This is a genomic window from Simiduia sp., assembly GCF_058345725.1.
The window spans coordinates 41,041-53,284 of the sequence record NZ_JBTUOC010000014.1 but is presented as its reverse complement, the minus strand read 5'-3'; the positions used below and the strand labels follow the sequence as shown (position 1 = coordinate 53,284).

Below are 12,244 nucleotides of genomic sequence, written 5' to 3'. Positions count from 1 at the left end.
ACAAGACGGTTGGAATACAACCGGGGTTAAAGCATGGAAAACTAAATACGCTCAATCACTGTGGAAATACCCTGGCCTAAACCCACACACATGGTAGATACGCCAATGGCAAAGTCCTTTTGCTGCATCACATTGAGCATGGTTGTTGTGATGCGCGTACCGGAGCAGCCAAATGGGTGACCGAGGGCGATGGCGCCGCCGTAGAGGTTTACCATTTCATCCATTTTATCGAGCAGGCCCAAATCTTTTAACACAGGCAGGGCTTGAGCTGCGAAGGCTTCGTTCAATTCCAGGTAATTGACGTCGGCCATGGTCAGGCCTGCACGCTGCAGCGCCTTCTGGGTTGATGGCACGGGACCGTAACCCATGATCGAAGGATCGACGCCGGCTACCGCCATGGCGCGAATTTTCGCGATGGGTGTCACGCCCAAGGCCTGGGCGCGCTCGGCGCTCATCACGATCATGGCGCTGGCGCCATCGGAAATTTGTGAAGAGGTGCCGGCCGTTACGGTGCCGCCTTTGGGATTAAAAGCGGGTTTTAATTGCGACAAGCCTTCAACCGTTGTCTCTGGACGAATGGTTTCGTCCTGAGACACCATGATTTTGAAACCGTTGGCGTCGTGACCTTCGCGGGCCAAAATTTCATTGGCAAATTTACCCTCAACCGTGGCCTTGTGCGCCAGACGGTGTGAACGCTCGCCAAAGGCATCTTGTTGCTCGCGGGTGATACCGTGCATCAGCGCCAAAAATTCCGCTGTCAGGCCCATCATGCCGGCCGCTTTGGCCGCGTGCTTAGACAAACGCGGGTTCGGATCGACGCCGTGATCCATCGGCAAGTGACCCATATGCTCAACACCGCCCACAACAAACATATCGCCGTTGTTGGTCATGATCGCCTGGGCCGCGGTGTGCAGCGCACTCATAGAAGAACCACACAAACGACTCACAGTTTGACCGCCGGCCGAGTGCGGTACCACAGTCATCAGGCTCATCATGCGAGCAATGTTCCAGCCCTGTTCTTTGGTCTGGTTCACACAGCCCCAAATCACGTCTTCAACTTCTGCTGCATCCAACTTTGGATTGCGAGCAAACAGGCTGTTGACTAAATCGGCCGACAAATCTTCGGCGCGGGTATTGCGAAATACGCCACCCTTGGAGCGACCCATGGCCGTGCGGCCACAATCGACAATAACTGCATCTCTTGGATTAAGTTTCATGTTCACTACCCCTTAGGCGAAATAAGATTGGCCGGCTTCCGCCTTGGCGCGCAATTGATCGGTCACCTTGTACAAGCCGCCAAGGTGCGCGTATTTATCGGCGATGGCCACGAAATTGGCCAGGCCCAGGCTTTCCATGTAACGGATTGCACCGCCGTGGAAGGGAGGGAAACCAATGCCGTAAATAAGCGCCATATCCAATTCGGTGGCAGAATCGACGATGTTATCTTCCAGACAACGCACCGACTCTAAGCACAACGACACCATTAAACGCTCGATGATCTCTTCTTCAGAGAATTCTTTGCGATCGGCAACATGGTCCTTCAGCAAAGTCCATACGCTATCGTCGGCCACTTTTTGCAGGCGACCGCGCTTGTCGGTCTCATAGCTGTAGTAACCTTTACCGTTTTTCTGGCCCAGGCGCTTGGCTTCATAGAGCACTTCACTGGCCGTTTTGTAGTCGTAAGACATGCGCTCAGGGAAGCCTTCGCTCATGACCGCACCGGCGTGTACGCCGGTGTCGATACCGACTACGTCGCACAAGTAGGCCGGCCCCATGGGCCAGCCGAATTTTTCCATAACCTTATCAATTGCGGCAAAGTCTGCGCCTTCGTGCACCATTTGCATGAAGCAACCCATATAGGGCGACAGAATACGGTTTACCAAAAAGCCGGGGCAGTCGCGCACAACCACGGGTTTTTTACCCATGGCCAAGGCGTAACCGACGGTGGCGGCCACGGCCGTATCTGACGTTTTGGCACCGCGAATTACTTCGACCAGCGGCATCTTGTGCACTGGGTTAAAGAAGTGCATACCACAGAAATTTTCTGGGCGCTTTAGAGGCTGCGCCAGGTAATCGATGGAGATAGTCGAGGTGTTAGAAGTCAGAATGGCGTCTTCGCGCATCTTGCCTTCCACCTCAGCCAACACTGCGTGCTTAACTTTGGGGTTTTCAACCACAGCTTCAACAATCACGTCGGCGCTGTCGATGCCCTCGTAGGAAAGTGTGGGGGTAATGTTAGTTAGCACATTGGCCATTTCACCGGCGGTCATGCGCTTGCGATCAACCAATTTGGACAGCAATTTTGCCGCTTCACCCATACCCAGATCCAGACCCGCCTGCGCGATGTCCTTCATCATGATCGGCGTACCTTTGTAGGCCGATTGATAGGCAATACCGCCGCCCATAATGCCGGCACCCAGCACCGCACCCTTCTCAACTTTCTTAGCGGCTTTGGCTTGAGTCTTGCCCTTTTTCATGAGCATTTGATCGCCTAAAAACAGGCTGACCAAATTAGCGGCCACTGGGGTCTTTGCCAATTTGGCAATGCCAGCGGCTTCTATCTTCAGCGCTTCGTCGCGACCTAGGGTGCTGTTTTTCTGCATGGATTTAACGGCAGTCACCGGCGCTGGGTAATGTTTGCCCGCTTGACCAGCCACGAAGCCCTTGGCGGTTTCAAAAACCATCAAAGATTCGATGTCGTTAATTTTCAGTTTTTCGAGCTTTTCCTGGCGCTTAGCTTTGTAATCCAACTCACCGCTGATGCAGCGGGCCAACAAATCCAAGCCGGCGTCGCGCAATTTGTCCGCGCTCACCACCGCATCGACAACACCGTCGGCCAGCGCTTTATCGGCGCGTTGTTCTTTACCGGCGGCAATCCACTCGATGGCATTGTCCGCACCGGCCACGCGAGGTAGGCGCACAGTGCCGCCAAAGCCCGGCATGATGCCCAGCTTCACTTCGGGCAGGCCAATTTTGGCGCCGTCGGCCATCACGCGATAGTCGGTTGCCAGGGCCATTTCCAAGCCACCGCCCAGGGCGACACCGTTGATCGCCGATACGGTTGGCATGGGCAGGTCTTCAACGGCGTTAAAAATTTTGTTCGTCTCAAATACGCCGGCTGCGATTTCTACTTCACTGCGGCTAAAGTTCGCACCAAATTCCGTGATGTCTGCACCGACAATGAAGCCATCTTTGCCGCTGGTAACCAACAGGCCTTTCACCTGACCGTTGGCCGAAATGGCGGCAGTCGCCTCTTTCAGTTCGTTAAGTGTCAGCTGATTAAATTTGTTTACAGAGTCGTCGGTCAGGTCAAAACACAGCTCAGCTATGCCCTGATCCAACGCGCGAACAGTGATCGCCTTTCCTGAATAAATCATGGGGGTTCCTCGTTGGACGCCAGCCAATGGCGGGTATTTCGTTATTTGTGCTTTTAGCCTGTGCCAGCCAAAACAACCGCCATTGGTTGACGGTCAATTGCCGGGCGACACAGCGCTGGGCAGCAAAGCCCAGACTTACTATAGACTCCAGCAAAGCCGCCGCGCGCTCAATAGCAAAACAAACCACATTTGCTTGCAAATATGACCAGAAGGGACGCTTCCGCCCTATGGGCGGCGGCTGGCGGGACGGCTAACCGCCAATGCATTGGCTAAGAAAGCGTGGGTGGCCGTTCGGTTTCCAGCCAAAAGGTACTCGCGTTGTAAATGCCTGTACCACGACTGCCCGGTCAGGGCTTGCGCTCCAGCACGTAAAGCGCCACGCCGTGCAGCGTCAGGCTAGAGACAGATTGAAATTGGAAGCGGTCGTACAACGCCAAAGCAGGCGCGTTAGCCTTGGCCACTTGAACCCGTAACGCTATCCCTTTTTTGACATAAAGCGCTATGGCAGTCTGCAGTAGCAGGCTGGCGTAGCCCAGGCGCTGCGCTGCGGGATCGACGCACAGGCTGTCTATCTGGCACCAGGCCTGAGAGCTACTGGGCTCGATCAGCTCAATGGCCGCCAGCACGTCGCCCTTCGGGGTTTCTATGCCCAGCATGCGGCTGGGCGCCAGACGAATTTTGGCGGCATCGCGCTGCAGCGGTAAAAAATAACTCATCGCCGCCGAGCCAATAATCTTGGCCTCTTGGCGGTAGGCATTTTGAAACAGAAAGTACAATTGCTCCGCCGTTTTACTGGCGCGATGGTTGATAACTTTCGGCTTCGCAGATACAGGCATAGATTGGCTTACAGCGCGTTGAATCATAAGACAGGGGAACTAGAGTTAACTGCTTCAATCCCTCAGTGTACCCAGACTCGTTGCCCGAATAAAACGGCCTTTCGTACTATTTCAGATTTTTGACGACAATGTCGCTAAAATGGCGCACTTTTAAGGAGTACCAATTTGCCACCTTCAGTCTCCCCCCGCCGCTTTAGCCTGGCCCCTATGATGGATTGGTCAGACCGCCACTGCCGGTATTTCTGGCGTTTATTGAGTAAGCGGGCATTTTTATATACCGAAATGGTGACGACGGGCGCCCTGATACACGGCGACCGGGCGCGCTTTTTAAACTTCAACACCGAGGAGCACCCGGTGGCGCTGCAGGTGGGCGGCAGCAACCCAGCCGAACTGGCGGCCTGCGCTAAAATGGCCGAAAGCTGGGGCTACGACGAGGTGAACCTTAACTGCGGCTGCCCGTCAGACAGGGTGCAAAGCGGCATGATCGGAGCCTGTCTGATGGCCCACCCTGCCCTGGTGGCCGACTGTATCAAGGCCATGCAAGATGCAGTCTCCATCCCGGTAACGGTCAAACACCGAATCGGCATCGACGACATGGATGACGACGCGGGACTGGCGGCCTTTGTGGAACCCATTGCCGCCACCGGCTGTCTCACCTTCATCGTGCACGCACGCAAGGCCTGGCTGCAGGGTCTGAGCCCTAAGGAAAACCGCGAGGTACCGCCGCTCAATTACGCTCGCGTACACAAGCTCAAACGCGAACACCCGGCGCTGGAGATTATTATCAACGGCGGGCTAACCACCCTGGCAGAGTGCCAATCGCAACTGAAGCAGGTCGACGGCGTTATGGTGGGGCGCGAGGCCTACCACAACCCCTGGATGCTCACAGAGGTAGATAGCGCCATTTACGGCGAACCGGCGCAGACACGCGATCGCTTGGCCATTATGCAGCAGATGCTGGGGTATATTGATGAACAGCTTAGTCAGGGCATGCGCTTGCACCACATCACCCGGCACCTGCTGGGGTTGTTTCACGGCCAGCCGGGCGGCCGGCAATTTCGTCGGGTTATTAGCGCCGAGGCCCACAAACCCAGTGCCGATGTCCACCTAGTCGATCGAGCGCTGGACGAAATCAGGAGTCGCATGTGATTGTTGAATTACTGAGAAACCTCTTTGAGGCCCCCACTGTGGAGGCCCGACCAAGCCATCAGTTGGCGGGCATTGCACTCTTGGTAGAGGTAGCCATGGCCGACGGCCACTTGGACGATCAAGAGCGCGCCGCACTGACAGCGGCCCTTGAAAAGAGCCATAGCCTGTCTGCGCGCGAGGTTGAGCACCTGGTGCAGCAAGCCGAATCACAGCAAAATCAGGCCACCTCGCTCTACGAGTTTACCCGGGTGATCAACGATGAATTTAGCGCGCAACAAAAGTATGACCTGGTGCTGGCCATGTGGGCGGTGGCCTACGCCGACGGCAATGTAGACAAGTACGAAGAACACACTATCCGCAAACTGGCGGATCTCATTCACGTATCGCACAGCGACTTCATTCGGGCCAAGTTGTCAGCGCGCCAATAACCGCGCTGCGGCCCGAATTAGCAGTCGTTTTCCAGCGTGGCGATGAGGTCCTCAAAGGCGTCGCGATTGGCGGCGTTCAGGCCAACCAGAATGCGGTGAGCTTCCAGCACCCGGGCTTTGACATCACCTTCATCGGCGCAGTCGGCACATAGTGCCTGGGCATCGGGCACATCCGTTTGGCCGTCTTTCACAATGCAGAAAATTTCAGAGAAACCCATGGTTTGCAGAATGCGATCAATGCCGGGGTTATTGCTTACCAGCGTCGGCACCAGACCGTGGCGCTCTTGGGCAAGCAGCGAAATTTTTGCCATTAGCCCTAAAGTCGTGGAATCAATCGCATCGGCACCGGTGAGATCAAAGACCACCGAAAGGAAGTTTTCATCCGCAAACATCTTATCGATGAACGAATCAAAAGAGATGCACAGCGTCAGGCGTACATCACCTTGCAATTTAATGACGTAAACCCCCTGGTGTTCGGCCACCAGGATTTGCCCTTCACGCACTCACAAGCCCTCGGGATATCGATAAAACGGCAATGTCATCGGGTGCCTCCTCTATACGATCCAGCGCCAAAGCCTGACACACGGCCTCGATAGTGCGCGGCATATTACCGAGCCTTGAGAGCAATTCAACCTCTTTGTTCGCTAAATTATCCGCCGCCAATACCTCAAGCACGCCGTCGGAGAAGGCAAACAGGCTGAATTTGGCGGGCAGTGACTGCGACCACACCTGCCAGCTGGCATCTTTGAAAATACCCACGGCCTTGCCTTCGCCCGGCATAAATTCTGCGCCCTGCTCTGTAATCATGACGGGCATCGGCAGATGACCCGCAACGCTGTAGCGCAATTGGTGGGTTTGAGTGTCAATCACACCGGTAAACAGCGTTAAATGATGCCCCAAGTCAGTATCCAGTAACTCGCGGTTAATGACCTCCAGCAAGTAGGCCGGGCCCTGCTCGAAGGAACTTTGATCGGCAAACAGGTCTTCCTCGCGCACCAACCGGGTCACCAGGTGTTTGAGCCATACGGTCACAAATGCCGAGCTGGCGCCGTGACCAGATACATCGGCCAAGTAAAACGCCAAATAGCGGTGCCCCAAATAGGCGTAGTCAATAAAATCGCCACTCAAGAACAGCGAGGGCTCTATGTGATGGGCGATATGGTAGTCGCCCCGCGTTTGTGGGAACTGGGGCAGTAGCCGGCGCTGCACCTGTCGGCCCGCCTGCTGATCGCGCTCGAGTACCCGCAAGTGTTCGCGCAGATTGCGATTAACGGATTCCAACTCCTGACGATAGCGCTTGTTATCGGCCAGAAGCGCCTGGCGTTCGAGGGACTTATCGATGGAATGCACCAGCATTTCCATATCGACCACGGGCTTGATCATATAGTCGCTGGCGCCCAGGCGCAGAGCCTCGACCACATCCGCTACCACGCCGGCGCCGGAAATCACCATCACCGGCGTTTCGGGGCACTCCTCGTGGATCTTACGCAGCACCTGCAAACCGTCGATCCCCGGCATACGCAGGTCTGTGAGAACAATATCGGGTTTTTCGCGAAAGAAGAGATCCAAGCCCTGCTGACCGTTGCCGGCTTCCAGTACCTCAAAGCCGCTGTCGGCCAGGTACACCACAATGCTTTGGCGAACGATGGTGTCGTCGTCGATGATAAGAAGCCGGCGTCGGCTATTGGCACTTTGCATGTCCACTGTCAGAAAACCACTCTGCAACCTGCCCCGATCAAACCCAGCCTGTAAACCGCTTACCCTACTCCCATAAACTTACCGCTGCAAGCTGTTCAAAGCGCTGTTTATGGCGTATCTTTTATGTCCAAGTTGCATAGTTTATGCACTTGGCGCACAGGCTTTCTCGCTGGGCGCCTGCCAGACACTCACGTACCTGCATCGACCGGCCGCAGTGCCGCTCGAAGATAATAACTAAGCCCAAACCCCCGGTTTGCGCTGCACACTCAACACAGGAAGCACGTTATGAGTCTTGCCAATCGCGCCTACAGTGAAAAGCGTAATTTCATCCGCATGCGTATCGACTCTCCAGTAGACATTGAGCTGGATGCCGACCAAACCCTGACGGGCATCTGCTGCGATCTCAGCGGCGGCGGCATGTCGGTGGAAGTGGATCGCGCGCTGCCCGTGGGTACGCAGCTCACCCTTAGCCTGAGCTCTAGCCACGGCCACAACCCGATGTTGCGCGCCAAGGCCCGAGTGGCTCGGGTATCCGCCGGCCCCAACGAACGCTGCACCCTGGGGCTGGAAATAGACGAACTACTCAATTAAAAAAACCCGCTTTTGCGGGTTTTTTTCTGTTGGTAGATCATCGACGGCGGCGACGCTTAGTAGTCGTAATCGCCATAGTCGTCGGCTTCGCCACCAAAATCGTCTTCCACCTGACCATCATTTATCAGGAATTGGCGATTTTGCAGGTAGGCCGAACGGATAAACACATAGCGATCGCCCGAGATGGACTTTTCAAACGGCAATAGCTGCGCGCGCAGCGCCACCAGTCGAATAGCCAGTACGCTGTTGCGGGTGGCCACGTCGTCGATTTGCGCAATGGGTAGCGAGTCCAAGTCCATGGGGATGGAGAGGGTTCGAGTGACGGTTGACGGCCCCAGGAAGGGTAGCACCATGTAGGGCCCCTCTGGCACGCCCCACACGGCCAAGGTCTGACCAAAATCTTCGCCGTCACTGCGGCGCAGGCCAAAATGGCCGGCCACATCAAAAATACCCGCCACACCTACGGTGCTATTGATCAGAAAACGCGCTGTATCGTTGGCCGCTGCGTCCCACTTCCATTGCAGCACATCGTTGAAAACATTGGTGATTTCACGCAGGTTGAGAAAGGCGTTATCCACGCCAGTTTCCACCGGATCGGGCAGCACCGCGCGGTAGCCTTTCGCCAACGGGCGCAGCAGGTAATCGTCAAAGGTGGAATTAAAGGCAAACATTTTGCGATTGAACCCTTCCCATGGGTCTACCTCGCTGGCAGTTTGGGCCTGTACGGGCAGCGTAACGGCCAGTAGCAGACCCATCAGGCCACCCCTCAACGGTGAATTTCTGAACATCCTCGCTCCCCTGCGACTTGCCGAACTGATAAAAAGGCGGCCATTGTACGACTCCCCTGCACGCACGTCAGCACAGACGTACTGCCAAGGGTGAAAATCGCAGCCGTTTAAGCCCCGCGGCAGCGAATACGTGCATGGACAAACCATTGGAGTGCCTCGGGCTCGACCCACTCCGCCTGCTTATCCCAACCAACTGGGCAGTGTTTGCGCATTTGCTGATACAAGCTAGCCAATGCGCCCGTAACGGGTTGATCCGCATGCCAGTGTGCACGCACTAGAAATTCAGTGCCGGCCGGCGGTGTCTCAACCCGATCGGGTGCGGCAACTACGGGCCGGGCCTCACTGGTATAAGTGGTTACCGGATCGGTGTCTGGCTCGCACTCAAAATGCAACCGGTGAAACTGGCCGCTCTCCGACAAGTCCACTAGATCTTCACAGGGCTTGCCGTCGCTGTCAGTGCGTTGCTCTGCCCACGCGGCACAGCAAACTAGACTCCACAAAATGATAAAAGTTCGCACGAATGTCTCCTACATCAAAAACAAAAAAGGGTGCCGAAGCACCCTTAACAACCCGTATCTGAGTTTTAGAACTTGTGTTCCATGCCCAAACCCAGGTAGCTGCCTTCAATTACATCATTGTCTGCAGCGCTGTCGGTATAAAATGCAAATACCTTAGTGCTCTTGGCCAATTTGTAATCGGCGCCCACCGAGTAGGTTTCACCACCCTCGGCTTTGATATCCGACTGGCCTACCTGAGCCTTCAAAGCCCAGTTACCTACCTTGTACTGACCACTCAATACCCAGCCGTCGTTGGTGTCGCCGTTGGTGTCGTCAGTTTCGTAAAGTGCACCCAACTGGAAATCGCCCAGATTGGCCTGCACTACGCCGCGCAACACATTGGAGTCTTCCGCACGCACGGCATCATCGTAGGCCAGGCCCGCGTATATTACGTCGTTAGACCAGCCCGCCGCCATAGAGAAGGCATCGTCTTCTTCGGCATCTTCGCTCATGATGTAGGCACCCTGGGCAAAGAAGCCACCCATCTCGGGCGTGGAGTACATCACGATATTGCTGGCGCGCGTTTCGCTCGCTGAAATGACATTTTTAATATCGCCTTTCAGGTCGTTGAACAGGTCGATTTTGTTCTGCAGAAGTTTAGTGGGAGTGTCGTGCTTACCGGCAATGGCCGCACCAAAATCACCCGCCAAGCCCACGTAAATGTTGCGCTGTTTAAACACGTCGCTGCCATCATCGGCGGCCACTTCGTATTCCAGCTGGTAGATGGCATACAGCGAGTCGTTGAGCTTGGTCTTGCCTTTGAAGCCCAAGCGCGACGCATTGCTTTCCAGCGCTACAACGGAATCAGTGCCGTCGTCCTGGTTTTCAACCGTTACATTCACTTTGCCGTACACAGTGCCATCAATCGGACCTTCTGCGTGCGCGGCGATAGGTAAAACGGCTGCTATGGCGAACGGCAGCAACTTTTTCATAGGTGTATTCATGGATTGTCCCCTTGGCTTTATAGGCATGTCTTTTCATCGGGTGAACGCTTCACCGGATGCGCAGCATTCTGGCGGCTGAATATTGCAGAAAAATGACAGATATATCGACAAAATAAGGACTTGGAATTAAAAACACCCTACTAATAAGCATTTTTGATTAATTAATAACCAACATTCCCGATAATGCCCGATTTCTGACACAAAACTGTCAAAAAGCAAGCATAGTCAGGCTGGCGGTGTTAGCAAATCAGGAGAATATCTTGGTCGGCAAATTGCTGCACCATTACCTGTAGCTGCTCGGCAAACTGGGGGTTGTCTGCTTGATGGAACTGCCGCGTAAAGGTATTGCGCAAATCACGCAGGCAAACACCCGCGTCTACTGCGCAGGTATCTAATAGCGCATAACTCATGGCACTGAGCGCCATAAAACGCACCTTGTGCACGCGATCGCGGTACACCACCAAGAACGTGGGTTGCGCCGGCGGGGTTTCGGGTTGGAAATCTGGGCCTATTCGGTGCACCGGGTATTGATACGCCAGCGGCCAGGCCAGGGGCGACAGCTTTAGCTCGGCGCTATCGTTCAACTCAGCTCCCGGTGCGGGCAGCTGCTCGGGCGCCACGTCCAGTGCCAGCTCGACCCATTCATAGTGCATTAACTCCGCGGCAAAGGGCGGTAACGGTAAGTCGGGGCGCTGCTGAACGAAATCCAGAAACGCCTGGCCAATTTCCAGAAAATACGGCGTTTGCGCCCGATAGTCCCGTACAAAGGCGCGCACCAACGCCAACCATTCGGGCTCGGCATGCAGCTGCCGCAATATGGGGAAGCCGCTGCTCAAAAAGCCTTCGATGTTGTTGAAGATTAACTCCCGATAAACCTTGAGCCGATGCAGATCGGCATTCGCGGGCGCCGACGCCTGGTCAGGGTCGCGCAAGTAGCGGGTCAGGGAAAATTGCAGCGCCTGCGTAGTTGACGGTGTCACAGTGTCAACTCCAGTACCCGAGTGCGACGATCGCGCGCACCGGCGGCGAGCGCCTGCTGCTGAATGCGCTTAATGGTATTCACTTCCTGCATTAGCTCTGGCACCGGCGGAATATTAAAGTCGCGCTCCAAAAGTGTTGGGCCAACGCCATATAATTGGTAGGCCTCGGCTAGCAATTGCCAAACCGGGTCGATCACATTGGCGCCATGGGTGTCCACCTTAAGATCTGCCGCTTCGTCGTAGTGGCCGGCCACATGGTAGTAAGCGGTGCGCGCTCCCGGTAAGGCCTGTAAAAAAGCCTTGGGGTCGTAGCCGTGATTCACGCTGTTGACATAAATATTATTGACGTCTAACAGTAAATCGCAGTCGGCTTCGGATAACACCGCATTGATAAATTCGCTTTCGGTTAAATCTTGGGCGGCAGTTAGGTAGTAGGACACATTTTCCAATGCAATGCGGCGCTCCAACCGGTCCTGTACCTCCCGCACGCGGCCGGCCACATAGTGCACAGCCTCCTCGGTAAAGGGAATAGGCAATAGGTCGTACAGGTGGCCATCGTCGCTGCAGTAGCTTAAATGTTCGCTATAGGCCTGCACCTGATGTGCATCCAGAAACCGTTTAGTCTGAGCAATCAGCTCGACATCTAAGGGAGCGGGACTACCAATGGACAAAGACAGTCCGTGGCAAAACAGCGGAAAGCGCCGCGTGTACTCGCGCAACTGCTCGCCATAGCGGCCACCTACGCCAATCCAATTTTCAGGCGCCACTTCCATAAAATCAATCTGATCGGGCGTCAAGACCTGAAAGGCCTGCATTTCGCTGCGCCGTAAACCCAAACCGGCGCCAAGCGCCGGTTGGGTGACTTCACTAGGATAAAACAAGGTCATTAAAACGGA

General features: G+C 55.2%; 13 protein-coding genes. 3 read left to right on the top strand and 10 right to left on the bottom strand.

Going from position 1 to position 12,244, the window contains the following annotated elements; translation table 11 throughout:
* Positions 1–41: 41 nt before the first annotated feature.
* From fadA to ACW8F6_RS03700, 3 genes are all read right to left on the bottom strand, one after another.
* The gene (gene fadA / locus ACW8F6_RS03710) at positions 42–1,217 is read right to left on the bottom strand and encodes an acetyl-CoA C-acyltransferase FadA (RefSeq protein WP_491574495.1); all 1,176 of its coding nucleotides are present in this window, start codon (positions 1,215–1,217) and stop codon (positions 42–44) included.
* A 12-nt stretch (positions 1,218–1,229) separates the two neighbouring features.
* Positions 1,230–3,377 (bottom strand): fatty acid oxidation complex subunit alpha FadB, encoded by a 2,148-nt coding sequence (fadB, locus tag ACW8F6_RS03705; RefSeq protein ID WP_491574494.1) that lies wholly within the window; start codon positions 3,375–3,377, stop codon positions 1,230–1,232.
* 347 nt (positions 3,378–3,724) lie between these two features.
* Complete coding sequence (locus tag ACW8F6_RS03700) at positions 3,725–4,213, bottom strand: GNAT family N-acetyltransferase (RefSeq protein ID WP_491574493.1); 489 nt, start codon at positions 4,211–4,213, stop codon at positions 3,725–3,727.
* 165 nt (positions 4,214–4,378) lie between these two features.
* On the opposite strand from ACW8F6_RS03700, the gene dusA reads away from it, so the two are divergent.
* Both dusA and ACW8F6_RS03690 read left to right on the top strand, forming a co-directional pair.
* On the top strand, positions 4,379–5,362 hold the full coding sequence (gene dusA / locus ACW8F6_RS03695) for a tRNA dihydrouridine(20/20a) synthase DusA (RefSeq protein WP_491574492.1): 984 nt from the start codon (positions 4,379–4,381) through the stop codon (positions 5,360–5,362).
* Complete coding sequence (locus ACW8F6_RS03690; RefSeq protein WP_491574491.1) at positions 5,359–5,790, top strand: tellurite resistance TerB family protein; 432 nt, start codon at positions 5,359–5,361, stop codon at positions 5,788–5,790. Before dusA ends, ACW8F6_RS03690 begins: the two co-directional genes overlap by 4 nt.
* A 17-nt stretch (positions 5,791–5,807) precedes the next feature.
* Here the strand turns inward: ACW8F6_RS03690 and ACW8F6_RS03685 are convergent, their stop codons facing one another.
* Together ACW8F6_RS03685 and ACW8F6_RS03680 are read right to left on the bottom strand one after the other, a co-directional pair.
* Positions 5,808–6,293 carry an STAS domain-containing protein gene (locus ACW8F6_RS03685; protein ID WP_491574490.1) on the bottom strand — a complete coding sequence of 162 codons (486 nt, stop codon included), beginning with the start codon at positions 6,291–6,293 and terminating at the stop codon, positions 5,808–5,810.
* On the bottom strand, positions 6,286–7,488 hold the full coding sequence (locus ACW8F6_RS03680; RefSeq protein ID WP_491574489.1) for a response regulator: 1,203 nt from the start codon (positions 7,486–7,488) through the stop codon (positions 6,286–6,288). The genes ACW8F6_RS03685 and ACW8F6_RS03680 overlap by 8 nt, the downstream gene beginning before the upstream one ends.
* A gap of 285 nt (positions 7,489–7,773) precedes the next feature.
* Between ACW8F6_RS03680 and ACW8F6_RS03675 the strand changes: the two genes are divergently transcribed.
* Entirely contained in the window at positions 7,774–8,079 is a 306-nt protein-coding gene (locus ACW8F6_RS03675) for a PilZ domain-containing protein (protein ID WP_491574488.1), read from the top strand.
* A 56-nt stretch (positions 8,080–8,135) separates the two neighbouring features.
* Here ACW8F6_RS03675 and ACW8F6_RS03670 read toward each other — a convergent pair whose 3' ends face one another.
* From ACW8F6_RS03670 to ACW8F6_RS03650, 5 genes are all read right to left on the bottom strand, one after another.
* A complete protein-coding gene (locus ACW8F6_RS03670; protein WP_491574487.1) occupies positions 8,136–8,834 on the bottom strand; it encodes an MlaA family lipoprotein in 699 nt (232 codons plus the stop codon).
* A gap of 140 nt (positions 8,835–8,974) precedes the next feature.
* The gene (locus tag ACW8F6_RS03665; protein WP_491574486.1) at positions 8,975–9,385 is read right to left on the bottom strand and encodes a hypothetical protein; all 411 of its coding nucleotides are present in this window, start codon (positions 9,383–9,385) and stop codon (positions 8,975–8,977) included.
* A 65-nt stretch (positions 9,386–9,450) separates the two neighbouring features.
* A complete protein-coding gene (locus ACW8F6_RS03660; RefSeq protein ID WP_491574485.1) occupies positions 9,451–10,368 on the bottom strand; it encodes a porin in 918 nt (305 codons plus the stop codon).
* A gap of 239 nt (positions 10,369–10,607) precedes the next feature.
* Positions 10,608–11,348 carry an HvfC family RiPP maturation protein gene (locus ACW8F6_RS03655; protein WP_491574484.1) on the bottom strand — a complete coding sequence of 247 codons (741 nt, stop codon included), beginning with the start codon at positions 11,346–11,348 and terminating at the stop codon, positions 10,608–10,610.
* Positions 11,345–12,235 carry an HvfB family MNIO-type RiPP peptide maturase gene (locus tag ACW8F6_RS03650; protein WP_491574483.1) on the bottom strand — a complete coding sequence of 297 codons (891 nt, stop codon included), beginning with the start codon at positions 12,233–12,235 and terminating at the stop codon, positions 11,345–11,347. Before ACW8F6_RS03650 ends, ACW8F6_RS03655 begins: the two co-directional genes overlap by 4 nt.
* Between the last annotated feature and the right edge of the window lie 9 nt (positions 12,236–12,244).

Coding starts and splice junctions, on each gene's coding strand:
- fadB (WP_491574494.1), bottom strand. CDS start 3,377: ATGATTTATTCAGGAAAGGCGATCACTGTTCGCGCGTTGGATCAGGGC.
- ACW8F6_RS03660 (WP_491574485.1), bottom strand. CDS start 10,368: ATGAATACACCTATGAAAAAGTTGCTGCCGTTCGCCATAGCAGCCGTT.
- ACW8F6_RS03675 (WP_491574488.1), top strand. CDS start 7,774: ATGAGTCTTGCCAATCGCGCCTACAGTGAAAAGCGTAATTTCATCCGC.
- ACW8F6_RS03670 (WP_491574487.1), bottom strand. CDS start 8,834: ATGGGTCTGCTACTGGCCGTTACGCTGCCCGTACAGGCCCAAACTGCC.
- ACW8F6_RS03700 (WP_491574493.1), bottom strand. CDS start 4,213: ATGCCTGTATCTGCGAAGCCGAAAGTTATCAACCATCGCGCCAGTAAA.
- ACW8F6_RS03650 (WP_491574483.1), bottom strand. CDS start 12,235: ATGACCTTGTTTTATCCTAGTGAAGTCACCCAACCGGCGCTTGGCGCC.
- fadA (WP_491574495.1), bottom strand. CDS start 1,217: ATGAAACTTAATCCAAGAGATGCAGTTATTGTCGATTGTGGCCGCACG.
- ACW8F6_RS03680 (WP_491574489.1), bottom strand. CDS start 7,488: ATGCAAAGTGCCAATAGCCGACGCCGGCTTCTTATCATCGACGACGAC.